Genomic DNA, 26665 nt, shown 5'->3' on the forward strand with positions numbered 1-26665 from the left:
GCTCGGCTTCCGGCCGTCCCCGTTGGTTCTTTCGTCGGACGAGTAGACCAACCTAGCCAGGGCGGAAACAGACCCTGGCGCACTGTTGACAGCCCGGAACAGCCGTAGGGAGTAGATCCAGTCATGTCCGACGCCAACCTTCTCGAAGCCGCCGTACGCACCGAGTTCGGTAAGGGTGCCGCCCGCCGTACCCGTCGCGCGGGCAACGTTCCCGCCGTGCTGTACGGCCACCAGGCCGACCCGCAGCACCTCTCGCTGGATGCCCGCGCCTTCTCCGCCATTCTGCGCGAGCACGGCACCAACGCGGTGCTCAGCCTCGTCATCGACGGCAAGAAGCAGCTCGCGCTCACCAAGTCGGTTGTCGTGCACCCGATTCGCCGCTACATCGAGCACGCCGACCTGCTCATCATCAAGAAGGGCGAGAAGGTCACCGCCGACGTGAACGTCATCGTCGTCGGCGACGCCGCCCCCGGCACCCTGGTCACCCAGGACGCCACCACCATCTCCATCGAGTCCGACGCGATGAGCATCCCCGAGTCCATCGAGGTCTCGGTCGAGGGTGTCGAGGCGGGCACCCAGATCAACGCGGGCGAGCTCACGCTGCCCAAGGGTGTCACCCTCAACGTCGACGCCGAGACGCTGATCGTCAACGTCATCGCCGCGCCGCAGTCCGAGGCCGAGGTCGAGGAAGCCGCCGAGGCTGCCGAGGCCGCCGCCGAAGCCGCGAGCGCCGAGTAAGCAGTACCGGGAATCGGTTGTCGATGACCGAATCCACGACCGGGCCCGCGCTCGTTGTCGGACTGGGTAACCCAGGCACCGAATACGAGCGCACCCGGCACAATGTGGGGTTTTTGGTCGCCGACGTGCTCGCGGAGCGCGTCGGCGGCCGTTTTGGCGTGCACAAGAAGTCCGGCGCCGACCTGTTGCAGGCCCGGCTCGACGGCCGCCAGGTGCTGATCGCCAAGCCGCGCTCGTTCATGAATCTGTCCGGGCGCCCGGTCGCGGCGCTGGCCAAGTTCTTCTCCGTGCCGCCGACCGAGGTGATCGTCGTGCACGACGAGCTCGACCTGCAGTTCGGCGAGATCCGGCTCAAGCGCGGCGGCGGCGAGGGCGGGCACAACGGCCTTCGCTCCGTGTCCAGCGCGCTGACCACCAAGGACTACCTGCGCACCCGGATCGGCATCGGCCGCCCGCCCGGCCGGCAGGATCCGGCGGACTACGTGCTCAAGCCGTTCGCGGCGCCGGAACGCAAGGAAATACCGGTGATCGTCGAGCAGGCCGCCGACGCCGTCGAGCTGTTGCTCCGGGTCGGACTGGAAGCCGCGCAGAACCGAGTGCACTGACAGCGTCGCGAATTCGTAGCGCTGTCAACGCCTTTCGATATCTGCGCCGCCGGTCAGCGCAGGTGGACGGCGGTGGCGGCGCGGCGGAGTTTGCCGGACGAGGTCTTCGGCAGTGCGCCGGGGCCGAGGACGGCGACGGTGCGCGGGCGGGAGCCCACCTCGGAGAACACGGCGTGCACGATCTCGCGTTCGATTCGCTTTACCGCCTCGGCATCCTGGTATTCGTTGCTCTCCACCACCACCGCGAAACTCTCCCGCTTCTGGCCGGCGTCGAGGCGTACGGCGACCGCGTTGCCGGGTCGCACGCCGGTCACCCTAGTGGCGGCGCGTTCGATGTCGGTGGGGTAGATGTTGCGGCCGCCCATGATGATGACGTCCTTGATCCGGCCGCAGACCACGATCAGGCCCTCGTCGGTGAAGTAGCCGATGTCGCCGGTGTCGAGCCAGCCCGCCGCGTCCTGCGCCGGGCGGAACCCGTTGACCGTGACGTAGCCGGAAGTGACTGCCGGGCCGCGTAATTCGATGACGCCGACGGATCGGCTCGGCAGCTCCTGGCGTTCCGCGTCGACGACCCGGCCTTCGAGATGATCGACCAGGTAGCCCAGCGTCGGCAGCCGGCGGATGTTGCCCGGATGCCCGTGCGCGTCGTGCACCGGCACCGCCTTGCCCAGCGCCTCGAGCAGATCGGCGTCGATGACATCGATGACCTGACCCAGGCCCGGATCCGGAATCGACACGGCCAGTGTGGTTTCCGCCATGCCGTAGACCGGGGTGAGCGCCATCGGGCTGAGCCCGAAACGCTTTCCGGCCGCGGCCAACGTTTCCATGGTGTCCGGGTCGACCGGCTCCGCGCCGTTCCACATGTAGCGGACGCTGCTCAGATCGAACGCGCCGTCGTCGGCCTGCTTGAGCCGGCGGGCCAGCAGGGAGTACGCGAAATTCGGTGCGGCGGTGACGGTTCCGCGGTACTTGGCGATCAGTTCGGCCCATAACAAGGGGCGCATGAGGAAGTCGAGCGGCGTCACGCACACCACCTCGGCGCCGATTTGCATGGGGACACTGAGGAATCCGACCATGCCCATGTCGTGGAACAGCGGCAGCCAGCTGATCATCACGTCGTCGTCGAGCTGGAACTTGACCCGGTCGAACATGGCGTAGGCGTTGACGAAGAAGTTGCCGTGGGTGATCCGCACCGCCTTGGGCGATCCGGTCGACCCGGAGGTCAACTGCTGCAAGGCGATATCGTCCTCGGCCGTCGGCACCGGATCGGTGTCGGTGCCCTCGTGCAGCTGATCGATCCGCACCACGGTGATGCCGCGCTCGCGCAGCAGCGGCTCGGCCGCCTCGAACGGGGCGCCGAGCACCACCGCGCGCGCCTCGATCATGGTCAGCACGGTCTCGGTGTCGCGCGCCCAGACCACCAGATCGGTGCGCGGGGTCGGCTGGTGCAGCATGGTGATCGAGGCGCCGCGCATCCAGATGGCCTGGCAGGCCGGTGCGATGTCGACCGGCATGCCGGCCAGCACGCCGACCGCGTCACCGTGTCCGATGCCCGCCGCCGCCAGGCCGCCCGCCATCCGCCGGGCGATCCGATGGATCTCGCCCCAGCTCTGACGCCGGGGTGCGTCCGGCTCGCCGGTCACCAGCCCCCGGGTCGACGCCTGCGCCGTCGCATACATCTCGTCGGTGAACCTGCTCAACGTCAACTCCCTCATCACCAGCTTCGGGCCGCCTGTCGACCTGCAATCAACTATCCCGCCATTTCGGCGTGGCGTTAACCCTTTTACCGCGTGTCTAGGTTTGCTGGAGTGTCGCGGGTAACCGGGCTCGATGGGAGTATTCGCGCTGACGTCGGTGCCGGATTGGTTATCGCCGAACGGTGATTCAGTGCGTCGCTGCCGCGATTATTTGGCTGCCCGGGCCGGGAAGGTGGTGGCGTACTGGTCGACGTAGTGCCGGCCGGACCGCGCCGCCAGCTCGCGCATCAGTTCGTCGGTGTTCGCCCGCGCGACGTGATGCTGCTCGGCGGGCAGGTAGTAGCGCGGGGCGCCGAAGCTGATCCGGACCTTGCCGAAGCGGGGCAGCCGGGTGCCGCGGGGGTTGACGCGGTCGGTGCCCGACAGCACGACCGGGATCACGGGGGCGCCGGTGGCCATCGCGACGCGCAGCGTGCCGGTGCGGCCGCGGTAGATCCGGCCGTCGGGCGAGCGGGTGCCCTCGGGGTGGATGGCCCAGACGCCGCCTGCCTCGAGAATGCGGGTGGCCGCGGCGAGCGCGTCGGCCGCGGCGCTGCCGCCGGTCCGGTCGACCGGCACCTGGCCCGCCGCCGAGAAGAACCAGCGCTTGAACCGCCCGCGCAGGCCGGTTCCGGTGAAGTACTCCTGCTTGGCCAGGAACGCGACCTGGCGCGGCAGCACCAGCGCGAGATACAGCGAGTCGATCACCGCGAGGTGGTTGGCCGCGACGATCACCGGCCCGGTGCGCGGAACCTGATCCAGCCCTTCGACTTCGGGTCTACCCAGCACCCGCAACAGGGGGCCGAGAAACACGTACTTGAAGAGCCAGTACCACACGAAAACCTCCCGGGAAAAGAATGTGTAGACACTGTCTACCGCATTCCTGTAGACAGTGTCTACACCCGAAGTGGGGATCGCCGATGGTTGCCGTAGACAATGTCCGCATGGTCGAGAACGAGCCGCTGCGAGAACGCCTGGTCGGCGCGGGCGTGGACCTGCTCGAAGAGGTGGGCGCGGCGCAATTGGGACTCCGCGCCATCACCCGCGCCGCAGGTGTCTCACATGGGGCACCCCGCAGGCATTTCCCCACGCATCGCGCGTTGCTGGCGGCCATCGCGGTGCGCGGATTCGCCGACCTGATCGACCGGTTCGCCGCCGTCGATCCCGGCACCGGCCCGCGAGATCGCCTGGTACGCATGAGCGTCGCCTACGTCGAGTTCGCCGGCGAACGCCCAGAGATGTTCACCCTGATGTTCCGGCACGACCTGCTCGAAGGCTCGGGTGAGAACCTGCGCGGCACCACCCTGCCCCTGTTCGCCCGGTTCGCGGCGCTGGCGAGCGAGGCCGCGCACCCCGGAACCGCAGATCCCGGGGAACGCGCGATCGCCCTGTGGACAAACCTGCACGGCATCGCCGCCCTCCAGGCGAACCGCAGCCTGCGCCTGGTCGCGCCCGCCGCCGATATTCGCGCGCTGGTCGACCGCGCGCTCGAATTACATCTGGCCTGAACGAGTTTCGGGCTACAACTGCGCGACGGCGGCGACGAAACGGTCCAGCTCGTCGAAGCTCACGAAGCAGTGCGGTGAGGCGCGGACCACCGAACTCAGGCCGCGGCCGGTCATATCCAGGAGGGTTGAGCCGGCGTGGCTGACCGTCACCGTGATGTCTTGTGCGGCAAGCCGATCGCGCACCGCGATGCCCTCGAGGCCGTCGACGGTGAACGATACGATGCCGCTGTGCCGAATGCCTATGTCGCGCACCGTGACTCCGGGAATCTCCGGTAGCGCCTCGCGCAGGTGTTCGGCCCGGGCGGAGATGGCGGCGTACACGTTCTCCGGACCGAGGTCGAGCAGGTACTGCACGGCCGCGCCGAGGCCGAGTCGTCCGGCCACATCGCATTCCCAGAACTCGAAGCGGCTGGCGTCGGGGGCGAGGCGATACTCGTCCGCGCCGACCCAGGACGCGCTGTGCAGGTCGAGCCGGCCTGGCTCGAGGGATTGCGCCAATTCTGGTCGGAGGTAAAGGAATCCGGTGCCGCGCGGTCCGCGCAGCCACTTGCGTCCGGTGGCCGAGAGCGCGTCGACGTCGAGTTCGGCCACGTCGATCGGCAACTGCCCGGTCGACTGGCAGGCGTCGAGCAACACCAGCGCACCCACCGAATGGGCGATTCGAGTGGCCTCGGCGGCCGGGTTGACCAGGCCGCCGTTGGTCGGCGCGTGCAGCACCGAGACCAGCTTGACCCGTTCGTCGACCAGCTTCGCCAGCGCGTCGAGATCGATCTGACCGGTGCTGTCGCTGGGGATTTTCTCCACCGTGGCCCCGGTGGCCCGGGCGCGTTGTAGTGCCGCGATGGCGTTGCTCGCGTAGTCGGCCTCGGAGACTAGGATGCGGTCGCCCGCGGCCAGCGGAATCGAGTAGAAGAAATCCGCCCAGGAACGAGTCGCGCTGTCGCTCAACGCGATACTGGCCGGCGTCGCGTTGATCAGCGCGCCGATCGCGGTCTTCACCGCGGCCAGATCGCCGAGGCGTTCGTTCGCGGCGCGGTAGCCACCGATCTCCGCCTCGCGCCGCAGATGGTCGATGGCGGTGTCCAGCACGACCCGCGGGGGCAGCGAGGACCCGGCACTGTCGAGAAAAACGGAACCGGACATACAACCCGGAGTGTCGGCGCGGACACGCTCTTCAGCCAGCATGATTCCGACTCTAACGGGCATAGCCGGGCGGAGTCCGTCCGTCCTGAGCCGGTCCCCAGTTCGGATTCTTGTCGATTTCTTGTCAGTCCCCATCGCTACTCTGGATGGATCGCCGCCGGCGGAACAGAGCACGACCGCCCGGTGGTTGCAGATCGACAGCGGACACGAAACCACAGCAACTCGGACGCACAACGGAGGTTGGCATGGCGGTCACGCTGGAATCAGAGCTGGTCAGTCACGTAATCCACGACGGAGAGCTCAACTCGCGAGCCGCCGCGGAGGCTTATATCGGGGGTGTCTGCTTCAAGCAGGGACCACCGACGCTGATCGGCGCCGAGCTCGAATGGCTCACCGTGCAGGGTGAGTGTCAGGCGTCAGGCCCCTCGGCCGCCCCGCGTCCGCAACTGACTGCTCTAGCGGATGCCCTCGGACCCTACGCACCACGGTCCATCGCCCCCGATTCGCCGGAACTGGCGCTACCAGGGGGCAGCCGGGTCACCATCGAACCCGGCGGTCAGATCGAACTATCCAGCGCACCATTCGCTGATGCCGCGCAGCTGAATACCTCGCTCCGCGACGATGCCCGCCTTTTGCGGGAACTTCTCGAATCTCGCTCCATCCGAACCGTTTCCGCCGCCGCCGACGCGGACCGCCGCCCCAAGCGGCTGCTCCAGTTGCCGCGCTACCGCGCCATGGAACAGACCTTCGCCGGCATCGGCCCGTTCGGCAAACTCATGATGTGCAATACCGCCGCGACCCAGGTCAGCGTCGACGCGGGCGCCGACCGCGCCGACATCGCCGCCCGCTGGACCGCGCTCTACGCCATCGGCCCGGCCCTGCTCGCCGCCTTCGCCTGCTCGCCCGCGCTGCGGGGCGCCCCCGCCGGTGAGTGGGCCTCCCAGCGGATGCGGGCCTGGCTGCGCCTCGACAACGCCAGGACCCGGCCGCCGCTGATGGACTGGGCCGATCCGATCCTCGGCTACAGCAGGTGGGCGCTCGACGTGCCGCTGCTGTGCGTGCGAAGACCGGACGGCACCGGCCCGGGCGCGAACGGTCAGCCCGCGAACGGGCACGGTGCCGACACCGGCTGGTCGCCGCCGCCGGGGGCGACCTTCGCGGACTGGCTCACCGGCGCCCTGGACGACGAGGTCGGCCGCCGGCCCGACCGCAACGACCTCGACTATCACCTGACCACGCTGTTCCCGCCGGTGCGCGCGTCCGGGTACCTGGAGGTCCGCTACATCGACGCCCAGCCCGGCGACGGCTGGACCGTTCCGATCCACGTCCTGGACGCGCTCATGTCCAGCAGCCGGGTTGTGGCCCAGGCGATCACCATCGCCGCGCCGCTGGCCGGGCACTGGCTCGATGCGGCCCGCTACGGGCTGGCCGATCTGAACATCCGCTCGGTGGCGGTCGAACTGCTCACCCTGGCCGCGGCCAATGCGTCGAGCGCCGAGGCCGCCCGCGAGATCGAAGCCGCCGTTCAGCGATGTCGCAGCGGCGATAGACCCGGGGCGGATTCCGCCGCGGCCGGCACCAGGACGGGCGGTCCTGGAGCGGATTCGTGAGCGCCGCTCAGCGAGCGAACCGAGCACGCGGCACCACCGCGCGCGTAGTCGCGTGCAGAGCGTGCCTGCACTGCCGATCCGGTCCGGCGGGCAGCGCCGCGCCGAAGCCGACAGGAACTAGCACCGGAGACTCATCATGACCATTCAGCATCCGCCCGCTACCGACAACGCGGGCACCGAACGACTACGTGAGCAGATCGCCGAGGTGCTCACCCGCGCCAGGCAGCGCACCCTCACCCTCACCGACTGCATCGACGAGGCCGAGCTGGTCGCGCAGCATTCGCGGCTGATGAGCCCGCTGGTGTGGGATCTGGCCCACATCGGCAATCAGGAAGAACTGTGGCTGGTCCGCGATGTCGGCGGCCGCGAGGCGGTCCGGGCCGACATCGACGAGCTGTACGACGCGTTCAAGCACGCCCGCTCGAACCGGCCCGCGCTGCCGCTGCTCGACCCTGCCCAGGCCAGGGGTTACGTCGGCACCGTCCGGGACAAGGTCTGGGATGTGCTGGACCGCAGCGATTTACGCGGTTCGCCGCTGGTCGACGGCGGGTTCGCGTTCGGCATGATCGCCCAGCACGAGCAGCAGCACGACGAGACCATGCTGGCCACCCACCAGTTGCGTAGCGGGCCTGCGGTTTTGACGGCGCTCGTGGCGCCGACCACGACCGCGCCGGTGACCGGCGAGGTCGTCGTGCCGGCCGGCGAATTCACCATGGGCACGTCCACCGAACCGTGGGCGCTGGACAACGAACGCCCCGCGCATCGAGTTCAGTTGCCCGGCTTCGCAATAGACGCCGCGCCGGTGACCAACGAGCAGTACCTCGCGTTCCTCGACGACCGCGGCTACGACCGGCCCGAACTGTGGTCCGAGCGCGGCTGGGCGCACCGGCAGGAGGCGGGCCTGGTCGCGCCGCAATTCTGGGAGCGCGACTCGGCCGGGCAGTGGTGGCGTCGCGTCTTCGGCGTGCTGACCCCGGTGCGCCCGCATCAGCCGGTGGTGCACGTCTGCTGGTTCGAGGCCGAGGCGTACGCGAACTGGGCGGGCAAGCGACTGCCGACCGAGGCCGAGTGGGAGAAGGCCGCGCGTTATGACCCGGCCACCGGCGCTACTCGCCGATTCCCCTGGGGCGACACCGAACCCGACGCGGCCACCGCGAATCTCGGCCAGCGCCACCTGGAACCGGCCGATGTCGGCGCCTATCCGGCGGGTGCGTCCCCGGCCGGTGTGCACCAGCTCATCGGCGACGTATGGGAGTGGACCGCATCGGGATTCGACCCGTACCCGGGTTTCCACGCCTTCCCGTATCAGGAGTACTCCGAGGTCTTCTTCGGCGGCGACTACCGCGTCCTGCGCGGCGGCTCCTTCGGCACCGATCCGGTCGCCTGCCGCAGCACCTTCCGCAACTGGGATCACCCGATCCGGCGGCAGATCTTCTCCGGTTTCCGGCTCGCGCGCGATCTGCGACCGGGGGAGGGCGAATGAGCCGGCCGACGAGAGGCGCGCGCTGATGTGCAGACATCTCGGTTACGTCGGCCCGGTGGTGAGCGTCGGCGAGACGCTCACCACCGGAACGCATTCCCTGCGCACTCAAGCGTGGGCACCGCGGGATATGCGGGGCGGCGGCACGATCAACGCCGACGGGTTCGGCGTCGCCTGGTGGCGAGCCGTCGAGCCGGACAGCACGCAAAATCCGTCGGCGACCAGCACACTGTCCGGTGATACCGCGCCAGGCGGCACGCTGATCGCCAGCCGATACCGCAACCCCGCACCCATCTGGACCGACCCCGCGGTGGAAGAGGTGCTGCCGCAACTGCATTCGGCCGCGGTGCTGGCATCGATCCGGTCCGCCACCGTCGGCATGCCGGTCGAGCGGGCCGCGTGCGCGCCATTCACCAGCGCGCAGTGGGCGTTCAGCCACAACGGCTCGGTACCCAACTGGCGCAACGTGATCACCGCGGCGTCCTCGGACTTGGACAATGCCGCCACGCAATTCGGCGCGACCCGGCTCTTCGAGACGATCCAGCTGCTCGAGGCCGAATCGCCGACCGATGCCGCGACGCTCTGGGTGCTGCTGCGGCAACTGCTCACCGCGGTGTCCCCGGACGGTTTCGTCGATTCCCCGGGCACCGCCCTCGGCCTGCTCGCCGCCGGCGTGCTGAGACACGCGCCCGCCGCCCGGCTCAACTTCCTGCTCGGCGACGGCGAAACCCTCTGGGCCACAACGGTGCACCACGCCTTGTCGGCGCTGGTTACCGACACCTCCGCCGTGCTCGCCTCCGAACCCTATGACGACGACCCCAACTGGCGGTCGATCCCCGACCGCAGCCTGGTTATCGCTCGCCCAGGAAAGCTCACCATCGATCCGCTGCCCGACAGCACGAAAGGCGCCTCCCGATGACCGCACCGACGCTGGAGATCCACCTATCCGACGACGACCTCACCTCGGCCTTGCGCGCGGACGCCAGGCTCGGCCTGACCGCCGACCCGAAGTGGCTGCCGCCCAAGTGGTTCTACGACGCCCGCGGCAGTGAACTGTTCGAGCAGATCACCGAGCTGCCCGAGTACTACCCGACGCGCACCGAACGCGCGCTGCTGGAGCGGGTGGTCGGCGAGATCGCCCGGGTCGCGCAGGCCGAGGTACTGGTCGAGCTCGGCGCGGGCTCGGCCGCCAAGACCCGGCTGCTGCTGTCCGCGCTGACCGCCGAGGGTCCGCTGAAGACCTATGTCCCGCAGGATGTCTCGTCCTCGGCGCTGCGCGCGGCGGCGGACGAGATCGCGGCCGAGTTCCCCGGGCTGGCGGTGCACGGTGTGGTCAGCGACTTCACCGACACCCTGCACAACCTGCCCGGCGGCGGCCGCCGGATGATCGCCTTCCTCGGCGGCACCATCGGCAACCTGGTCCCCGCCGAGCGGGCCGAGTTCCTGGCCGGCATCTACGAGGTGCTGGAACCGGGCGAGCAGCTGCTGCTCGGCGCCGGCCTGGTCATCGACCCGGCCGTGCTGGTCCCAGCCTACGACGACGCGGCCGGTGTCACCTCCGAGTTCAACCGGAATGTGCTGCACGTCTTGAACTCTCGCCTCGACGCCGACTTCGCGCCGGAGAAGTTCGAGCACATCGCGGTCTGGGACGCCGAGCACGAGTGGATCGAAATGCGCCTGGCCGCCACCGAAGCCATGACCGTCCGGGTTCGCGAGCTCGATCTCACCGTGCAGTTCGCCGCCGGCGAGCAGATGCGCACCGAGATCTCGGCCAAGTTCCGCGTCGATGGTTTCAGCGCGGAACTCGCGGCCGCCGGGTTCAGCACCGAGCAGGTGTGGACCGATCCCGACGACCGCTTCGCGCTGTTCCTCGCGGCGCGCGACTAGGCGAGCAGTGGTGAACGGGTAGTCGCCCCGGTCACCACCGCCGCGAGCCAGTCGACCAGGGGCCGCATCGTCTCCCAGGCGGTGCGGATCTCCTTGGCGGCGCGGGGTTTGTCCAGCCAGGCGGGCGAGCCGAATTCCTTGTTGCAGACCAGGGCCTTGTGCCGGAGCAGGTCGATGCGCGGATGGTCGGCGTCGTAACCCTTCGGCTTGGTCTTCAGCTTTTCGCCGCCGATGGTGAAGCCCGCCTTGGTCAGCTTCGCCAGGATCCGCTCCAGCTCCGGCCCCCGCACATCGTGATCGATGGTGGAGCGCAGCTGGGCGATCTGCTCGGACGAGCCGCCGTAGAAACCGCCCGCGACGTAGAGCCCCGCCGCGCCGATCTGCACGTACCAGCCGGTGCTCGGCGCCACCGACACGTACGCGCCCTGATGATCCTTGTACGGCGTCTTGTCCTTGGAGAAGCGGACGTCGCGATACGGCCGGAAGATCTTGGCCGCACCGAAATCCGGCTCCAGCTCGGCGGTCAGCGCGAGCATCGGCGCCTTCACCGCCGACTCGTATACGTCCTTGTGCGCGGTCCAGAACATCTTCGAGTTGTCGACCTCGAGGTCCTCGTAGAAATCCAGTCCCGCCAGCGGAAACCCGCCGAATTCGGTCATGACTGTGCCTCGCTCATACAGAGCAATCTACGTTCTCAGGTCTCCGTTGAAGATAAGGAACCCCACCAGGAAGCCGATGATCATGGTGACGCCCGCGGTGATCGCCGCCCATTTGCCCAGCGGCTCACCCTTGTTGTGGCCGATGATGCCGAGCACGATGCCCGCGGGCCCGAACAGGATGGGGCAGAACAACACCGCGATCACCGCGCAGACGAAACCGATGATCGAGAACACCTGGCTGCCGGACGCGCGCTGCGGCGTGGTGTACGGCTCGTAGGACTGCGGCGGGTACGCGCCGTAGCCGCCGGGCTGCGGACTCTGCTGTTCGCCGTAGCCGCCGGCGGGCGGGTAGTTGTACATCCCGCCCTGCGGGTACTGCGGCGCACCAGCCGGATCCGGTGGCGCACCGCTACCCGGATAGTGCGGTTGTCCACCGCCCGGGTATTGCGGGGGAGAGTGCTGTCCGCCCCACTGCGATTGATCGGTCGACGCATCCAACGGCTGTAGACCACTGGACGGGTCGCCACCCCAAGCAGGCTGCGCAGGTCCAGAATCCGCGAACGGCCGCTCGTCGGACGGCTCCGTGGCCCACGCCGGCTGATCAGCCTGTGGTCCGGCCGGAGGCGGCTGCCAGTGCCTGGCCGGGTCGTTGCCGGGGTGGGGCTGCCCGCTCGGGCCCGGCGGCGTCTGCCCGCCCAACGGCCCGGCGGGCGCGTCGGTCGGCTGCCACCACTCACCGGCCGGGGGAGGTGGCGCAGTGTACGGCTCACTCGAAGGTTCCGCCGCACCAACATCTTTGGACAACGAAGGTGCCGCACCCGAGCTCGGAGCCGCAGCGGAATCCGCCGCCCCGGACGCGCTCGGTGACGACGCGGACTCGGCGGGCTCCGGGGTACCGCCGGCCGGTTTCGGATCCTGCGGCGTGCTCATCGCGCCCTCCTTGTGTCGTCCGGTCGCCACCTCTGCGTCCTGCGCCGCCGCGGCCGTCCGCGATCGGCGGACGGACTGCGTCCGGCTTGTCCGTTATGCGTACCACGACGGCCGAGCTGTGATAGCCGATTGCGCTAGAGCGAGGTGTCGTCGACGATCTCCATCGCTACCACCTCGGCGGGCCGCTCGTCGTCCTCGGCCCTTTCCCGGCGCTGTTCGCGCGGGGTCGACTCCTGCGCCAGCTCGTCCGCGATGCCCAACCTGCCGTCATCGTCGTTCTCGTGATAGCGAATGCGCAGTTCATCCGGCGGATCCTCGATATTGCGCTGATAGGCGCGGATCTCGTCGGCCTGGTCGTCGTCTCCCATGTCGGTGTCGAGCGATTCACGGTCCATACCTCCCAGTATCCCCATGCATCGCCGTAACTAACGGACCCGGCGCAAAACAATGGCGGCCCGGACCGAAGTCCGAGCCGCCAGTGTTGTGCGGAAAAGCTATGCGTTGCCGTTGAACAGGCCGGTGACCGAGCCGTTCTCGAAGACCTCGCGGATAGTGCGGGCCAGCAGCGGGGCGATGGACAGCACCGTCAGCTGCGGGAACTTCTTCTCTTCGGTGATCGGCAGCGTGTTGGTGACCACGACCTCCTTGGCGCCGCAGGCGGCGAGGCGCTCCGCGGCCGGGTCGCTCAGCACGCCGTGGGTCGCGGCGATGACCACGTCACCCGCGCCGGCATCCTTGAGCACCTTGACCGCGCCGGCGATGGTGCCACCGGTGTCGATCATGTCGTCGATCAGGATGCAGGTGCGGCCCTCGACATCGCCGACCACCCGGTTGGCCTTGATCTGGTTGGGCACCAGCGGATCCCGGGTCTTGTGGATGAACGCCAGCGGCGAGCCGCCGAGCGAGTCCGCCCACTTCTCGGCCACGCGCACGCGGCCGGAGTCGGGGGAGACCACGGTGATGTGGTCGAGGGTGTAGTTGGTGCGGATGTACTCGGCGAGCTGCAGCTGCGCGTGCATGTGATCGACCGGGCCGTCGAAGAAGCCCTGGATCTGATCGGTGTGCAGGTCGACGGTGATGATCCGGTCCGCGCCCGCGGTCTTGAGCAGGTCGGCGACCAGGCGAGCGGAGATCGGCTCGCGGCCGCGGTGCTTCTTGTCCTGGCGGGCGTACGGGTAGAACGGCAGCACGGCGGTGATCCGCTTGGCCGAACCGCGCTTGAGCGCGTCGATCATGATGAGCTGTTCCATCAGCCACTGGTTCAGCGGCGCGGGGAAGCTCTGCAGCACGAACGCGTCGGAGCCGCGCACCGACTCCTCGAACCGGACGAAGATCTCGCCGTTGGCGAAGTCGCGTGCGGTCTGCGGCGTGACGTGGACGTCGAGTTCCTTGGCGACCTGTTCGGCCAGCTCAGGATGAGCGCGTCCCGAGAAGAGCATCAGGTTCTTCTGGTTATCGATCCATGACGCGGTCACTGCTGTTTGCCATCCTTTTGCTCGTGTGCCTGACCGGAGTCCTCTTTGGCGGCGTTGGCTTCTGCCGCCGCGCGCGCCGCGGCCGTTCCAGGACGGTGGCGTTGCACCCAGCCCTCGATGTTTTTCTGCGGCCCGCCGGAAATCGCGAGTGCCCCGGGCGGAACGCTTCTGCGCAGTACAGTACCCGCCGCCGTATACGCGCCGTCACCCACCGTTACCGGTGCGACAAACATCGTGTCGCTTCCCGTTCGCACATGCGACCCGACCGTGGTGTGATGCTTGGTCACTCCGTCGTAGTTCACGAAAACACTCGAAGCGCCGATGTTGCTGTGTTCCCCGATGGTCGCGTCGCCGACGTAGGTCAGATGCGGCACCTTGGAGTGCGCGCCGATCGAGGCGTTCTTGGTTTCGACGAAGGCGCCGAGCTTGCCGGAATTGCCGACCACGGTGCCCGGTCGTAGGTAACTGAACGGGCCGATGGTCGAGCCGGGGCCGATCATCGCGCCCTCGCCGTGCGTGCGGACGACCCGCGCGCCGTCGCCGACGACCACATCGGTCAGCGTGCTGTCCGGCCCGATCTCGGCGTCCTCGCCGATCACCGTGTCGCCGAGCAGCTGCACGCCGGGGCGCAGGATCGCGTCCCTGCTGATCCGCACGCTCGCGTCCACCCAGGTGGAGGCCGGATCGATGATGGTGACGCCGGCCCGCATGTGCCGTTCCAGGATGTAGCGGTTGAGCCGGTTGGTCGCGTTGGCCAGCTGGACCCGGTCGTTCACGCCGGTGACCTTGGCCGCGTCGACCAGGCGGGCGCCGTGCACCGGATGCCCGGCCTCGCGGGCCAGCCGCAGCACGTCGGTGAGATACAGCTCGTGCTGGGCGTTGGCGGTGGACAACCGGCTGATCATGGTGCGCAACACATTCACGTCGAACGCGTAGACACCCGAATTGACCTCGGTGATCGCGGCCTGGGCGGGGGTGGCGTCGGCGTGCTCGACGATCTCGGCCACCCGGCCGTCGGCGTCGCGGACGATGCGGCCGTAGCCGTTCGGGTCGTCCGGCACGAAGGTCAGCACCGTCACCGCGGAACGTTCGGTGTAGCTGCGATGTTCGTCGAGCAACGCGGACAGCGTGTGCCCGTCGAGCAGCGGCACGTCGGCGGACGTGACCAGCAGGTCGCCGGTGAAGCCGACGGGCAGTGCGGCGAGCGCGCACTGCACGGCGTGCCCGGTGCCGAGCTGCTCCTCTTGAATGGCCGGAGTGATCTCACGGCCGAGGTCGGTGGCCACCGCCTGCACGGCGGCGCCGACCTGTTCGCGGTCGTGGCCGACCACGGTGATCAGATATGCGGGGTCGATCTCGTTCGCCGCATGCAGCGCGTGTGCGAGCATGCTTCGACCGGCCAGCGAATGCAGCACTTTGGGGGTCTTCGACCGCATTCGCGTCCCGGCACCGGCTGCGAGAACGACGACGGCGGTCTGCTGTGGCATGGATCTCCCTCGGCTGCCTGTCATCATGCTGCTGGGCTCTGCTCATCGTGCTGGGGTGTCTGCTGTGCTGGGCGCAGATGTGCGGGCCAACGATAGGTCATCGTGCTGCCGAGCTCCGCCGCCAGGACTCGAACCTGAACTATCTGAACCAAAATCAGAGGTGCTGCCATTACACCACGGCGGATTGTCACATCGGCGGATCGGGAACACCCGCCGCTGTGCCACGGCACGGGAAAGATCCTCGCATACACCCACGCCTCTCCGCGATTCTTGCCGGTAGTTGGAGCGTTGAGAGTGTCCGACCGGGTGCTGATTCGACGGCGCGCCCGGGGTTGACGGGGCAATCTTGCGGGCTGTCTGGAACAGTTGAGGCACTGGACGGTCGGGTGACGAAGGGAGGCGGGAGCGATGTCGACTAGTGAACCGCCCAAAGTGTCGCGTCCGCGGATGACCGGTACCCAGCGGCGACAGCAACTCATCGAGATCGGTCGCGCACTGTTCGCCGAGCGCGGATATGACGCCACCTCGATCGAGGAGATCGCGCAGCGGGCTCAAGTCTCCAAACCTGTGGTGTACGAACACTTCGGCGGCAAGGAAGGGCTGTACGCGGTCGTCGTCGATCGCGAGATGTCCATGCTGCTGGACATGATCGTGTCCTCGCTGACCCAGAATCGATCGCGGGTCCGGCTCGAACAGGTCGCGCTCGCGCTGCTCACCTACATCGAGGAACGCACCGACGGATTCCGCATCCTGGTGCGCGATCAGCCCGCGGGTAATGCCGAGGGCCGCTACTCCAGCCTGCTCAACGAGGCCGTGAACCAGGTCGCGCACATCCTCGCCGGGGATTTCGAGCGGCGCGGTTTCGACACCAGCTTGGCCACGCTCTACGCCCAGGCGTTGGTCGGGCAGGTCGCCACCGCCGCCACCTGGTGGCTGGACGAACGCAAACCGTCGAAAGAGGTTGTCGCCGTGCACTTGGTGAATCTGTGCTGGAACGGGTTGAGCCATCTGGAGGCCGACCCGCATCTCAGCTCGGAGTGGCGCGCCGGTGTCGAGGAGTGACTCGGGTTGTTAACCAGCGAATTGCGAAGCGGGTCTGGTCGAATGCTCGAATTGACTGCCGAGGGCCCGCCTGGTGGTACGGTTCACCCATCCTTTGGGTGCTGTTCGGGCGGTAAGTCGGTCTACTTCGTGATGTCGGTCTACTTCAGGATGGCTGGTTTTTAGGATGACAGGCGGATCTGATGGCTAGGCAAGCGCGCGCGGAGATCACCCGCGACTCCGTTCTTGCGGGCGCTGCCGATGTCTTTCTGCGCTTGGGTTACGCGAACGCGAGTCTGAGCGAGATCATCGCGCAGTCCAATGTGACCAAGGGCGCCTTGTACTTTCACTTCGGCTCGAAGGAAGAGCTGGCGCGTGCGGTGGTCGACCAGGGCAACGAGCGGCTGGTCAGCTCGTGTCAGGGTTTCTTCGATCCCCGGGTGCCCGCGCTCGAGGCATGCATCGGTATCACCTATGTGGTCGCGGATCTATCGATGAACGATCCGATGGTCGGCGCCATGCTCAAGCTGACCCATCAGATCGGTGACTACCGCGGCGCGCAGGGCGACAACATCGCCAAGACGTGGGGCGACACCTACCGCGTGCTCTCCGAAAGGGCTATCGCCCAAGGCGATTTGCAGCCCGAGCTCGACGCCGAGGTGATCGGCATGCTGCTGCAGGAGATGACCGCGGGCGTGCACATCATCGCGGTCGGCACCGAGTCGATCGATCAGATGGCCACCCGGATGGAACGCGTCTGGTACTTCCTGCTGCCGTCGATCGTCCCCGCCGAGAAGCTCGCCTACTTCCGCGAGTTCGCGGCCAGGCGCTTGCGTCGCTACGTGCCCTAACAGCCCGAGCCAATCGTGTCGGCGGCACTGACTAGACTTTTGCCTGTTGCTCGAAATACCCGGCTTGAGCTCAGGAGTTGTGATGCCGACCCATCGTCCACCGCTTGCGGGACTCGCGGCGGTCGCCGGTGCCGATGCCGCTCTGCGGACCGTCGCCGAGCTGGTCGGTAAGTCCTCGGTCCAGCTGGTCGGGCCGTCCGGCGTGCGGCCGTTCGTGGCCGCGACGATCGAGGCGAAACGGCCGCTGGTGGTGGTCACCGCGACCGGTCGCGAGGCGGACGATCTGACCGTCGAGCTCGAGGAGATGCTCGGCCCGGCGGTCGCGCAGTTCCCCTCCTGGGAAACCCTGCCGCACGAGCGTTTGTCGCCCGGCGCGGACACCGTCGGGCGCCGGCTCGAGGTGCTGCGCAGGCTGGCCCATCCCGAAGACCCGGCGTTCCCCGCGCCGCTGCGCGTCGTGGTGACCACCGTGCGCTCGCTGATGCAGCCGATGGCGGGCAGCCTCGGCGACATCGAGCCGATCGTGCTGCGTGTCGGCGCCGAGCTCGATTTCGACGAACTGCTCACGCGCCTGGTCGAATTCGCCTACAGCCGGGTCGACATGGTCGGCAAGCGCGGCGAGTTCGCGGTGCGCGGCGGCATCCTCGACCTGTTCCCGCCGACCGCCGATCATCCGGTGCGCGTGGAGTTCTGGGGCGACGAGGTCACCGAGCTACGCCCGTTCGCCGTGGCCGACCAGCGGTCGCTGGCCGAGGTGTCGGTGGATGTCGTTGTCGCGCCGCCCTGCCGGGAACTGCTGCTCACCGAGGACGTGCGCGAGCGCGCGGCCGAGGTCGCCGCGGCCAACGCGGCCGACGCCGCCCTGGTGGAGATGCTGGAGAAGCTGACCAACGGGGTTCCGGTGGACGGCATGGAGGCGCTGCTGCCGGTGCTGAAGCCGGGCGAGCTGCGGCTGCTCACCGAGGTGCTGCCCGAGGGCACCCATCTGCTGCTGTGCGATCCGGAGAAGATCCGTACCCGCGCCGCCGATCTGGTGCGCACCGGCGAGGAGTTCCTGGAGGCATCCTGGACCGCCGCGTCCTTCGGCGCCGACGCGCCGCTCGGCGCGCACGGCCTGGACCTGGCCGCATCCGGCTATCAAGCGCTGCCCGACGTGCACGCGAGCGCGGACGAGCGCGGCCTGCCCTGGTGGACGCTGAGCCCGCTCACCTCGGGCACCCCCGCCGAGGTGGTGCTGCCGGTGCTGGCCGGGCCGACCGCACGCGGCTCCGACGAACTCGTGGCGACCATCTTCGCCTCGCTGCGCGCGCACGTGGCGACCGGTGGCCGCGCCGTGGTCGTCGTCGCGGGACACGGTACGGCGCAACGCATTCTGGAACGCCTGGCCGACGCGGACGTTCCCGCGGCCGCGCTGGAGCCGGGTACCGAACCGGGCAACGGCGTGGTCGGCGTGCTGTGCGGATCGCTGCACGACGGTCTGGTGTTCGACGACGCCGGGCTGGTCGTCGTCGCCGAATCCGACCTCACCGGCAACCGGATGACCGCGCCCGGCGACGGCAAGCGGCTGCCCGCCAAGCGGCGCAACCAGGTCGATCCGCTGGCCTTGAACGCGGGCGACATGGTGGTGCACGACCAGCACGGCATCGGCCGGTTCGTCGAGATGATCGAGCGCACGGTCGGCGGCGCGCGCCGCGAATACCTCGTCATCGAGTACGCGCCGGGCAAGCGTGGTCAGCCGGGCGACCGGCTGTTCGTGCCGATGGAGTCGCTGGATCAGCTGTCCCGCTACGTCGGCGGCGAGCTGCCCAGCCTGTCCAAGCTCGGCGGGTCCGACTGGGCGAACACGAAACGCAAGGCGCGCAAGGCCGTTCGGGAGATCGCCGGCGAGCTGGTGCAGCTCTATGCCGCGCGCCAGGCGGCGCCGGGGCACGCGTTCGGCCCGGACACCCCGTGGCAGCAGGAGATGGAGGACGCGTTCGCGTTCACCGAGACCGTCGATCAGATGACCGCCATCGCCGAGGTCAAGTCGGACATGGAGAAGCCGGTCCCGATGGACCGGGTGGTGTGTGGCGACGTCGGCTACGGCAAGACCGAGATCGCCGTGCGCGCCGCGTTCAAGGCGGTGCAGGACGGTAAGCAGGTCGTCGTGCTGGTGCCGACAACCCTGCTGGCGCAACAACATCTGCAGACGTTCACCGAGCGGGTGGCCGGCTTCCCGATCAACGTGAAAGGCCTGTCCCGGTTCACCGATCCGGCCGACGCCCGCGCCGTCATGGAGGGCATGGCCGACGGCACCGTCGACATCGTGGTCGGCACCCACCGGTTGTTGCAGACCGGCGTGCGCTGGAAGGACCTCGGCCTGGTCGTGGTCGACGAGGAGCAGCGCTTCGGCGTCGAGCACAAGGAGCACATCAAGGCGCTGCGTACGCACGTCGACGTGCTGACCATGTCCGCCACGCCGATTCCGCGCACCCTGGAGATGAGCCTGGCCGGCATCCGCGAGATGTCCACCATCCTGACTCCGCCGGAGGAGCGGCATCCGGTGCTCACCTACGTCGGCGCCTACAACGACAAGCAGGTCACCGCCGCCATCCGGCGCGAGCTGCTGCGCGACGGCCAGGTGTTCTACGTGCACAACCGGGTGTCCTCGATCGACAAGGCGGCCAAGCGGATTCGCGACCTGGTGCCCGAGGCCAGGGTCGCGGTCGCGCACGGGCAGATGAACGAGGACGCGCTCGAGTCCACCGTGGAAGGGTTCTGGGAGCGCGAGTTCGACGTGCTCGTCTGCACCACGATCATCGAGACCGGCCTGGACATCTCCAACGCGAACACCCTGCTGGTGGAACGCGCTGATGCTCTTGGTCTTTCGCAGCTGCACCAGCTGCGTGGCCGAGTGGGCCGCAGCCGGGAACGCGGGTACGCCTACTTCCTGTACCCGCCGGAGAAGCCGCTCACCGAGACCGCCTACGACCGCCTCGCCACCATCGCGCAGAACTCCGACCTCGGCGCGGGCATGGCCGTCGCGATGAAGGACCTCGAAATCCGCGGCGCCGGAAACGTGCTCGGCGCCGAACAGTCCGGGCACGTCGCGGGCGTCGGCTTCGATCTCTACGTCCGGCTGGTCGGCGAGGCCGTCGAGGCGTATCGGGCCGCCGCCGACGGCAGGCCGATCACCACCGAGGAACCCAAGGAGATGCGCATCGACCTGCCGGTCGACGCGCACATCCCGCCCGACTACATCGGCAGCGATCGGCTGCGGCTGGAGGGTTATCGCAAACTCGCCTCCGCCCAGGACGATTCGAACCTCGCCTCGGTGGTCGAGGAACTCGTCGACCGCTACGGTCCGCTGCCGGTCGAGGTCGGTCGCCTGGTCTCGGTGGCGAAGCTGCGGCTGCTGGCCCGCGAGTACGAGGTCACCGAAATCGCGGTCACCGGAACAACGCTCAAGATCTCGCCGCTGCACCTGCCCGACTCGAAGCAGATGCGGCTCAAACGGATCTACCCCAGCGCCAGCTATCGCGCGGCCAGCGGCGTGATCTCGCTGCCGCTGCCGCGGGTGGAAGACAGCGTCGGCGCCGAGCGCGTCCGCGACGTGGTGTTGCTGCAATTCGTCGCCGACCTGCTCCTCGCCCTGGACGGAAAGGCCCAGGGCGCAGTGGATCTCACCACCGCGACCGAGGTCTCGGCGGCCCGATGACTGCCGATCGCGACGAAGCCGTCCTGCGCGCCGCAAGGCATGCCGCGGCCAGCGGGACCCCGTCCGACACCGCCGTGGTGGCCGCGGGCCTGACCGGGGCCGTCGAGGTCATGGATCGCCTCTGGCACTTCGGCGGCTGGGAAGTGACCCAAACCCACGACTCGTTGCGCCCCTACCTGCTCGAGGAAACCTACGAACTCCTCGACGCCATCCAGCACGACGACGCCGAAACCATCAAGGAGGAACTGGGCGATCTGCTGCTCCAGGTCCTCTTCCACTCCCGAATCGCCCAGGCCGCAGGCGAATTCACGGTCAACGACGTGGCCGCCGCCCTGGTGGCCAAGCTCGTCAACCGCAGCCCCTACCTCCGCGACACCCGATTCGCCGCGGACACCACCCTCGAAGAAAAGATCGCCGCCCAGGAAAGCGCCTGGGAGGAGCGCAAATCTGCCGAGAAGTCCCGCCGCTCCTGCCTGGACGGCATCGCCATGGCCCAACCCGCACTGGCCCTCGCCGAGAAGATCCGCGACCGCAGCACCAAGGCCGGCCTCCCCGACGACCTCGTCCCCGAAGACCTGCGCGTCGTCCACCTCGGCCTCGCCGACAGCGCCGAGGAACGCCTCCGCAAAGCCACCCTCACCTTCGCCACCGCCATCCGCGCCACCGAGGACGCCGCGGAAGCCGATCGCGGGGAACGACTTCCGCTAGCCGGCGACGACTGGCGCAAGTACTGGGTTCACTGAGACGAGACCGGCGGCGTATCCACGATCTCGGTGAGCGTGCCGGGTTCGGCCTTGTCGACATAGAGGATGCCGTTGAGGTGATCGGTCTCGTGCTGCACGATGCGGGCGGGCCAGCCGCTGAACTCCGCGAGCCGCGAGGTTCCGCCGAGATCGGTGTAGCGCAGCGTGACATCGGCGTGCCGGCGAACCACCGCGTGGTACCCGGTGACGCTCAGACAGCCCTCGGGAAAATCGGCGGTGCGCAATGACGAGGGCGTGTACGTCGGATTGACGATCACCAGGAATTCCTGCGGATGCCGTTCGCGGGTGATGGCGATCTCCTCGCTGACCGGGAACAGATCCTCGATCACCGCCAGTTGTACGGGCAGGCCGATCTGCGGCGCGGCCAAGCCGACGCCGGGTGCCGCGTGCATCGTCCGCCGCATCAACTCGACCAGGGCCGACAGCGTTTCGTCGTCGAGCTGACCGTCGTACTCCTGGGCGACCGACCGCAGCACCGGATCGCCGGACTGGACGATGGGCGCGACACCGTCGTCGTATCGATCCAGCAACTGCTCGACCTGCCCCCGCAGACTCGACGCGCCCGCATCTTCAGCTGGTGTTGCCATGGCCCTTCCCTCACTTCTCCCGACGCCGCGACGACTGACCCGGCAGCTGATCGTGATGCTAGCCCGATCCACCACCTCCGCTCGGCACCGGACTTCCCTCCCGCCAAGCAAGCCGCCGTACTGCATATCGCGTTGCCGACCGGGACCTCACTGCGGGCCCACTCGTATTTCGGCGCGGCCAGGTCCCGGTCGCGGCGGTTCGGCCCGGGTAGCGTTTGTGTGGTACGACGTCGGTGGGTGCGCGATCGGGAGGTTGCGATGTTGAGTGTGTTTTCTTCGCCGGGGCATTACGTGCAGGGGCGGGAGGCGACCGAGCAGCTCGGGGCGGAGATGGCCCGGCTGGGGATCGGGGGGCCGGTCACGATTGTCGCGGGGCGGAGTGCGCAGCGATTGCTGGCGCAGGTGTGGGAGCGGTCGCTGACGGACGCGAAAATCGCCTACTCCGTGCATCTTTCGAACGGCGAGTGCACCAGGGCGGAGATCGCCAGGATCACCGCGGGTGTGCAGGAGAACGGCAGCACGGTGGTGTTGGGTGCCGGCGGTGGAAAGGTGCTCGACTCGGCGCGAGTGGTCGCCGATGACCTCGGGTTGCCGATGATCAGCTGTCCGACCACGGCGTCGAGTGACGCGCCGTGCAGTGCGTTGTCCGTGATCTACACGGACGCAGGCGAAGTGGAGACCTCGCAGCTGCTGCGCCGCAATCCGGCGCTCGTGCTCGTCGACACCTCGGTCATCGTGCAGGCGCCGGCCCGGTTGCTCGCCTCCGGGATGGGGGACGCGCTCGCCACCTGGTTCGAGGCGCGGACCTGTTCGGCGGCGCAGGTGCGCAATCTGCGTGGCGGCGCGTCCACGCGCAGCGCCACCGCCCTGGCCGAGCTCTGCTACAACACGCTGCTCGCGGATGGCGCGCAAGCCTTGGCCGCGGTGCGGGAGCATGCGATCACCCCGGCACTCGAGCGGATCGTCGAGGCCAACACGTTGCTGTCCGGTCTCGGCTTCGAATCCTCCGGCCTGGCCGCCGCTCACGCCGTCCACAATGGGCTCACCGCCGCGCCACAGACTCACGCGTATCTGCACGGCGAGAAGGTCGCCTTCGGCGTCGTCACCCAGTTGGTCCTGGAGGGCGCTCCGGCCGCCGAGATCAACACGGTTGTCGACTTCTGCACCGAGATCGGTCTGCCGACCACCCTCGCCGGTGTCGGCCTGGCCGACGTAGACGAAGCAACTCTGTCCGCGATCGCCACCCGCGCCACTGCTCCCACCGAGTCGATCCACAACGAACCCTTCACCGTCGACGCCGCGATGACGATCGACGCCCTCCGCGCCGCCGACGCCCTCGGCCGCACCCGCTAGCCACCCCTACAGCCGCACGGGGGGAGTCCGCGGCTCGCGTCAGGTATGAACCGTGTCACTAACGGACCGGAGGACCGGTTAACGTCCGAGCACCTCCGCGGGATTTCGACATAGAAACCTCACCTTCCCGCAAGCATGTCGTCACCGTCCGTCGGGAAACCTGTCAGTAGTCCTTCGCTATTCTGGCGGTGGAACCCGAAGCCAATGGCGGGCAAACCGCCGGGGAGGACGTTCGGTCCGGTGCACATCAGCAGAGTCGCGGAGCACCCGCGACCGGATCATGTGCTGTTCCACTTCAGCGACACCCATGTCATCGCCGGCGACGGCGAGTTATACGGTGACGTCGACGCGGACCAGCGGTTACGCCAATTACTCGAGCAGGCCGCGGCCAGTCGGATCCAGCCGACCGCGATCGTGTTCACCGGCGATCTCACCGACAAGGGTGAGCCCGCGGCCTACGACAAGCTCAAGGCTCTGATCGAGCCGTTCGCGCGGAGTTTGCCGGCGCCCATCGTGTGGGTCGCGGGAAACCACGACGACCGCAGTCTCCTGCGCCGCAAGCTACTCGGCGAGCGGGCCTCCACCGCTCCGCTCGACCGTGTGCATCTGATCGACGGCCTGCGCATCATCGCGCTGGACACCTCGGTCCCCGGCCATCACTACGGCGAGATCTCCGACGAACAGCTGGATTGGCTGCGTGCGGTGCTCGCCGAACCGGCGCCGTTCGGCACCATCCTGGCCATGCACCATCCGCCCATCCCGTGCGTGCTCGACCTCGCGGTCACCGTCGAGCTGCGCGACCAGCGCAGGCTGGCCGACGTGCTCGACGGCAGCGACGTCCGCGCCATCCTGGCCGGTCACCTGCATTTCTCCACCAACGCGACGTTCGCGGGCATCCCCGTTTCAGTGGCCTCGGCGACCTGCTACAGCCAGGATCTCGGCGTCGAGCAGGGCGCCCAGCGCGGCCGCGACGGCGCGCAGGCGTTCAACTACGTGCACATCTACCCGGACACCGTGGTGCACTCGGTGGTCCCGATCGACCGCGGCGCGACGGTCGGCCAGCCGGCCACCGCGGAAGAGGCCGCCCGGACGCTCGCGGCGGAGGGCATCGTCATCCCACCCGCCGCGCGCATCCCGCATGTCATGCGGCGCCGGGCGTCGACTCCGGAATCGGACGACGAGACGGTGCGCTGAGCTGCTCCCACGGCGCCGGATCCGGGAAGTAGCGCGAGAGGAACGCCGAAACCGCAAGCACGCGTTCGGTTTCGGAGATCTCCGGGAAACTTCCGTCGTTCAGGCAGAAGAAGTCGACGTTGCGCTTGCGCGCGATCCCGTCCAGCAGCGAGAGCCCCTTGTGGCTCGTCGTGTCCACATAACGCACCTTCGCCGTCTCCTGCGGCACCGCCCGTCCGGTCAGCATCGCGTAGTAGTGATACAGCGAGTTGGTGACGGAAATGTCGGTGGCCGAACGGAATCGGCTGGTCCGGGTCCGGGCGAAGTCGGCCGCGAACTCGTCTTCCATCTCCAGTAACACGCTGCGGCGCAAGGGAACCGGCGTGTGCTCGAGGTGCCGGGAGATGAGGTGCCCGAACCGCGCGGCGAGCAGTTCCCGGTTCACCCGGGCGGCGTTCTCGAATCCGCTGCGCCGCTCGTTGTTGCGCCCCGGCCCGATCCTGGTGTCCGCCTCGATGAATCGGCTGATCCCGGCCGAGGTGAAGAACATCGACGGGCGCACCGGCCGCGCGAAGAACATGTCGTCGTTGGAGTACAGGAAGTGCTCGCTGAGCCCCTCGATGTGCTGCAACTGGCTTTCCACCGCATGGGAATTGAAGGTCGGCAGCCCGCTGGTGTCCGAAAAGTGGTCCAGCGCACGGACAACCGTCACCCGGGGATGATCGGCCAGCCAGGCCGGCATGGTGGAGTCGGTGGCGATGAAGATCCGCCGGATCCACGGCGCGTTCTTGTCCACCGACCGCAGTGCGTATTTCAGTTCGTCGATCTGCCGGATGCGCGCGTCCGCGTCGTCACCCTCGCCGACCACGACCTGCGCGAGCATGCCCGCGCGGCGGGCCCGGAACTCCGGATCCGAGCCGTCCACCCAAGAGAACACCAGGTCGATGTCGAAGCTCACGTCGCTCGGTTGCGGCGCGAACATGTCCACCAGGGTCGGCCAGGCCCGATCGAACAGCAGCACCTGCGTCTGCTCGACATCGGCGAGGTCGAACATGGTGCGGGTCAACGAGTTCGGGCGCGGGCACTCGACCGTGTCGCCGTGGTACTGCCACAGTTCCAGGTCCACCCGGTGAGCCGGGTCGCTGTCGCGCCCGATCCGGAAGACGTTGTGCTGCACCTCGTCACACGCGAAGCCCGCGGCCGTCGCGCCGGCCATGACCCGGCCCACCATCAGGTGATGGGCCGCGTCCGCGGCGAGCACCAGCCGGTGCCCGCGGTCGCGCACCAGCAGGAACGGCACCTCGGCCGCCGCGAGCTCGGAGCGCAGATAGCCCAAATCCTCGATCATCGAGGCCGATACGACCAGGTTGCCCGCCATCGGACGGGTCACCATCTCTACCGGGTTCACTGCCCCCATGTCCATCATCAGCTTGTTCTCCACATTCGTTCGTGCTCCGTTGGGGCCAACTACCGAGGCACCGCGCCGGAGCCGAGCGGCCGCACCGCCGACGTCGAGAGGTCGGCCGTGCATTGCCGCGCCCGGCGCGGTCGCATTCAGAAGTGGGGCACGATGCCGTAGCGCAGGAACGAATTGATCACGCGGTATGTAGACGACAGGTAAACCATTCGTTTTCACCTCACTCACGGCAGAACGCACAAGCGTCAAATGATGGGTGTGCTGCATCCGTGCGCGCGGGCGATACGACCGAGCGTGCGCACGGGAGACAGCACGCTGGGCCGGACAATCATCGGCCGGCAAAGAGAAGATGTCCCAGACAACAATGGGGACTGTACGAATGATGCATCGACGGTGACATTTCGTCAATCGGGACACTCCGTCTCACCCGCTGCCGTTTCGCTGCCCCTGCGCCCGCTCGCGCGCCCGAAACCTCCACATTGCCTGGTGATGACCACCGAGCGGCCCGGCGTGGGCGGTCGCGT

At 68.3% G+C, this 26665-nt stretch carries 23 protein-coding genes and 1 tRNA gene; 13 read left to right on the forward strand and 11 right to left on the reverse strand.

The features are described from left to right. The first annotated feature begins 123 nt into the window (after positions 1-123). Positions 124-738 (forward strand): 50S ribosomal protein L25/general stress protein Ctc, encoded by a 615-nt coding sequence (locus tag F3087_RS12685; RefSeq protein WP_150402114.1) that lies wholly within the window; start codon positions 124-126, stop codon positions 736-738. 23 nt (positions 739-761) lie between these two features. Further along, on the forward strand, positions 762-1343 hold the full coding sequence (gene pth / locus F3087_RS12690) for an aminoacyl-tRNA hydrolase (RefSeq protein WP_150402115.1): 582 nt from the start codon (positions 762-764) through the stop codon (positions 1341-1343). Positions 1344-1396: 53 nt separating this feature from the next. Here the strand turns inward: pth and F3087_RS12695 are convergent, their stop codons facing one another. Both F3087_RS12695 and F3087_RS12700 read right to left on the reverse strand, forming a co-directional pair. Next, a complete protein-coding gene (locus F3087_RS12695; protein WP_150402116.1) occupies positions 1397-3043 on the reverse strand; it encodes a fatty acyl-AMP ligase in 1647 nt (548 codons plus the stop codon). Between the two features lie 204 nt (positions 3044-3247). After that, positions 3248-3916, reverse strand: coding sequence for a lysophospholipid acyltransferase family protein (locus tag F3087_RS12700; RefSeq protein ID WP_150402117.1), 669 nt, complete (start codon positions 3914-3916; stop codon positions 3248-3250). 107 nt (positions 3917-4023) lie between these two features. On the opposite strand from F3087_RS12700, the gene F3087_RS12705 reads away from it, so the two are divergent. Further along, positions 4024-4587, forward strand: a complete 564-nt coding sequence (locus tag F3087_RS12705; protein WP_150402118.1) for a TetR/AcrR family transcriptional regulator — start codon at positions 4024-4026, stop codon at positions 4585-4587. 12 nt (positions 4588-4599) lie between these two features. Here the strand turns inward: F3087_RS12705 and F3087_RS12710 are convergent, their stop codons facing one another. Beyond that, the gene (locus tag F3087_RS12710; protein WP_150402119.1) at positions 4600-5772 is read right to left on the reverse strand and encodes an aminotransferase class V-fold PLP-dependent enzyme; all 1173 of its coding nucleotides are present in this window, start codon (positions 5770-5772) and stop codon (positions 4600-4602) included. A gap of 203 nt (positions 5773-5975) precedes the next feature. Between F3087_RS12710 and egtA the strand changes: the two genes are divergently transcribed. The 4 genes from egtA to egtD all read left to right on the forward strand — a co-directional run bounded on the left by egtA (position 5976) and on the right by egtD (position 10707). Next, positions 5976-7340, forward strand: coding sequence for an ergothioneine biosynthesis glutamate--cysteine ligase EgtA (egtA, locus tag F3087_RS12715; RefSeq protein WP_150402120.1), 1365 nt, complete (start codon positions 5976-5978; stop codon positions 7338-7340). 136 nt (positions 7341-7476) lie between these two features. Beyond that, a complete protein-coding gene (egtB, locus tag F3087_RS12720) occupies positions 7477-8823 on the forward strand; it encodes an ergothioneine biosynthesis protein EgtB (protein ID WP_150402121.1) in 1347 nt (448 codons plus the stop codon). A gap of 25 nt (positions 8824-8848) precedes the next feature. Then, positions 8849-9739 carry a class II glutamine amidotransferase gene (locus tag F3087_RS12725; RefSeq protein ID WP_150402122.1) on the forward strand — a complete coding sequence of 297 codons (891 nt, stop codon included), beginning with the start codon at positions 8849-8851 and terminating at the stop codon, positions 9737-9739. Continuing rightward, the gene (egtD, locus tag F3087_RS12730) at positions 9736-10707 is read left to right on the forward strand and encodes an L-histidine N(alpha)-methyltransferase (protein WP_150402123.1); all 972 of its coding nucleotides are present in this window, start codon (positions 9736-9738) and stop codon (positions 10705-10707) included. Before F3087_RS12725 ends, egtD begins: the two co-directional genes overlap by 4 nt. On the opposite strand, the gene F3087_RS12735 is transcribed toward egtD, so the two are convergent. The 6 genes from F3087_RS12735 to F3087_RS12760 form a co-directional block, all read right to left on the reverse strand. Then, positions 10704-11366: a DUF2461 domain-containing protein gene (locus F3087_RS12735; protein WP_150402124.1), complete on the reverse strand. Its 663-nt coding sequence runs from the start codon at positions 11364-11366 to the stop codon at positions 10704-10706. The genes egtD and F3087_RS12735 overlap by 4 nt on opposite strands. A gap of 27 nt (positions 11367-11393) precedes the next feature. Then, positions 11394-12296 (reverse strand): DUF4190 domain-containing protein, encoded by a 903-nt coding sequence (locus tag F3087_RS12740; RefSeq protein WP_150402125.1) that lies wholly within the window; start codon positions 12294-12296, stop codon positions 11394-11396. Positions 12297-12430: 134 nt separating this feature from the next. Beyond that, positions 12431-12691 carry a hypothetical protein gene (locus tag F3087_RS12745; protein ID WP_150402126.1) on the reverse strand — a complete coding sequence of 87 codons (261 nt, stop codon included), beginning with the start codon at positions 12689-12691 and terminating at the stop codon, positions 12431-12433. 99 nt (positions 12692-12790) lie between these two features. Further along, the gene (locus F3087_RS12750) at positions 12791-13771 is read right to left on the reverse strand and encodes a ribose-phosphate diphosphokinase (RefSeq protein WP_107659278.1); all 981 of its coding nucleotides are present in this window, start codon (positions 13769-13771) and stop codon (positions 12791-12793) included. Further along, complete coding sequence (glmU, locus tag F3087_RS12755) at positions 13768-15258, reverse strand: bifunctional UDP-N-acetylglucosamine diphosphorylase/glucosamine-1-phosphate N-acetyltransferase GlmU (RefSeq protein WP_150402127.1); 1491 nt, start codon at positions 15256-15258, stop codon at positions 13768-13770. Before glmU ends, F3087_RS12750 begins: the two co-directional genes overlap by 4 nt. Positions 15259-15371: 113 nt before the next feature. Then, positions 15372-15442: transfer RNA gene (locus tag F3087_RS12760), tRNA-Gln, on the reverse strand. Positions 15443-15705: 263 nt separating this feature from the next. Between F3087_RS12760 and F3087_RS12765 the strand changes: the two genes are divergently transcribed. The 4 genes from F3087_RS12765 (at position 15706) to F3087_RS12780 (ending at position 21590) form a co-directional block, all read left to right on the forward strand. Next, positions 15706-16320 (forward strand): TetR/AcrR family transcriptional regulator, encoded by a 615-nt coding sequence (locus F3087_RS12765; protein ID WP_150402128.1) that lies wholly within the window; start codon positions 15706-15708, stop codon positions 16318-16320. 182 nt (positions 16321-16502) lie between these two features. Further along, the gene (locus tag F3087_RS12770) at positions 16503-17150 is read left to right on the forward strand and encodes a TetR/AcrR family transcriptional regulator (RefSeq protein WP_014988187.1); all 648 of its coding nucleotides are present in this window, start codon (positions 16503-16505) and stop codon (positions 17148-17150) included. An 82-nt stretch (positions 17151-17232) separates the two neighbouring features. Continuing rightward, positions 17233-20847 carry a transcription-repair coupling factor gene (gene mfd, locus F3087_RS12775; protein WP_191093940.1) on the forward strand — a complete coding sequence of 1205 codons (3615 nt, stop codon included), beginning with the start codon at positions 17233-17235 and terminating at the stop codon, positions 20845-20847. Positions 20848-20957: 110 nt separating this feature from the next. Beyond that, positions 20958-21590 (forward strand): MazG family protein, encoded by a 633-nt coding sequence (locus F3087_RS12780; RefSeq protein ID WP_396897561.1) that lies wholly within the window; start codon positions 20958-20960, stop codon positions 21588-21590. Here F3087_RS12780 and F3087_RS12785 read toward each other — a convergent pair. Further along, positions 21584-22198: a peptide deformylase gene (locus F3087_RS12785; protein WP_150402131.1), complete on the reverse strand. Its 615-nt coding sequence runs from the start codon at positions 22196-22198 to the stop codon at positions 21584-21586. The two genes, F3087_RS12780 and F3087_RS12785, sit on opposite strands and share 7 nt — an antisense overlap. 258 nt (positions 22199-22456) lie before the next feature. On the opposite strand from F3087_RS12785, the gene F3087_RS12790 reads away from it, so the two are divergent. Together F3087_RS12790 and F3087_RS12795 are read left to right on the forward strand one after the other, a co-directional pair. Next, positions 22457-23551, forward strand: coding sequence for a glycerol dehydrogenase (locus tag F3087_RS12790; RefSeq protein WP_150402132.1), 1095 nt, complete (start codon positions 22457-22459; stop codon positions 23549-23551). Positions 23552-23791: 240 nt separating this feature from the next. Next, positions 23792-24745: a phosphodiesterase gene (locus tag F3087_RS12795; protein ID WP_191093941.1), complete on the forward strand. Its 954-nt coding sequence runs from the start codon at positions 23792-23794 to the stop codon at positions 24743-24745. On the opposite strand, the gene F3087_RS12800 is transcribed toward F3087_RS12795, so the two are convergent. Then, positions 24693-26150, reverse strand: coding sequence for a stealth family protein (locus tag F3087_RS12800; protein WP_150402827.1), 1458 nt, complete (start codon positions 26148-26150; stop codon positions 24693-24695). The genes F3087_RS12795 and F3087_RS12800 overlap by 53 nt on opposite strands. Positions 26151-26665: the final 515 nt, after the last annotated feature.

Origin of the sequence: Nocardia colli, assembly GCF_008704205.1 — a bacterium.
GTDB lineage: Bacteria > Actinomycetota > Actinomycetes > Mycobacteriales > Mycobacteriaceae > Nocardia > Nocardia colli.

Coding starts and splice junctions, on each gene's coding strand:
- F3087_RS12725 (WP_150402122.1), top strand. CDS start 8,849: ATGTGCAGACATCTCGGTTACGTCGGCCCGGTGGTGAGCGTCGGCGAG.
- egtD (WP_150402123.1), top strand. CDS start 9,736: ATGACCGCACCGACGCTGGAGATCCACCTATCCGACGACGACCTCACC.
- F3087_RS12765 (WP_150402128.1), top strand. CDS start 15,706: ATGACCGGTACCCAGCGGCGACAGCAACTCATCGAGATCGGTCGCGCA.
- egtA (WP_150402120.1), top strand. CDS start 5,976: ATGGCGGTCACGCTGGAATCAGAGCTGGTCAGTCACGTAATCCACGAC.
- F3087_RS12705 (WP_150402118.1), top strand. CDS start 4,024: ATGGTCGAGAACGAGCCGCTGCGAGAACGCCTGGTCGGCGCGGGCGTG.
- F3087_RS12780 (WP_396897561.1), top strand. CDS start 20,958: ATGGATCGCCTCTGGCACTTCGGCGGCTGGGAAGTGACCCAAACCCAC.
- F3087_RS12770 (WP_014988187.1), top strand. CDS start 16,503: ATGGCTAGGCAAGCGCGCGCGGAGATCACCCGCGACTCCGTTCTTGCG.
- F3087_RS12785 (WP_150402131.1), bottom strand. CDS start 22,198: ATGGCAACACCAGCTGAAGATGCGGGCGCGTCGAGTCTGCGGGGGCAG.
- F3087_RS12790 (WP_150402132.1), top strand. CDS start 22,457: ATGTTGAGTGTGTTTTCTTCGCCGGGGCATTACGTGCAGGGGCGGGAG.
- pth (WP_150402115.1), top strand. CDS start 762: ATGACCGAATCCACGACCGGGCCCGCGCTCGTTGTCGGACTGGGTAAC.
- F3087_RS12745 (WP_150402126.1), bottom strand. CDS start 12,691: ATGGACCGTGAATCGCTCGACACCGACATGGGAGACGACGACCAGGCC.
- egtB (WP_150402121.1), top strand. CDS start 7,477: ATGACCATTCAGCATCCGCCCGCTACCGACAACGCGGGCACCGAACGA.
- F3087_RS12800 (WP_150402827.1), bottom strand. CDS start 26,150: ATGATGGACATGGGGGCAGTGAACCCGGTAGAGATGGTGACCCGTCCG.
- F3087_RS12735 (WP_150402124.1), bottom strand. CDS start 11,366: ATGACCGAATTCGGCGGGTTTCCGCTGGCGGGACTGGATTTCTACGAG.
- F3087_RS12685 (WP_150402114.1), top strand. CDS start 124: ATGTCCGACGCCAACCTTCTCGAAGCCGCCGTACGCACCGAGTTCGGT.
- glmU (WP_150402127.1), bottom strand. CDS start 15,258: ATGCCACAGCAGACCGCCGTCGTCGTTCTCGCAGCCGGTGCCGGGACG.
- mfd (WP_191093940.1), top strand. CDS start 17,233: ATGCCGACCCATCGTCCACCGCTTGCGGGACTCGCGGCGGTCGCCGGT.
- F3087_RS12710 (WP_150402119.1), bottom strand. CDS start 5,772: ATGCTGGCTGAAGAGCGTGTCCGCGCCGACACTCCGGGTTGTATGTCC.
- F3087_RS12740 (WP_150402125.1), bottom strand. CDS start 12,296: ATGAGCACGCCGCAGGATCCGAAACCGGCCGGCGGTACCCCGGAGCCC.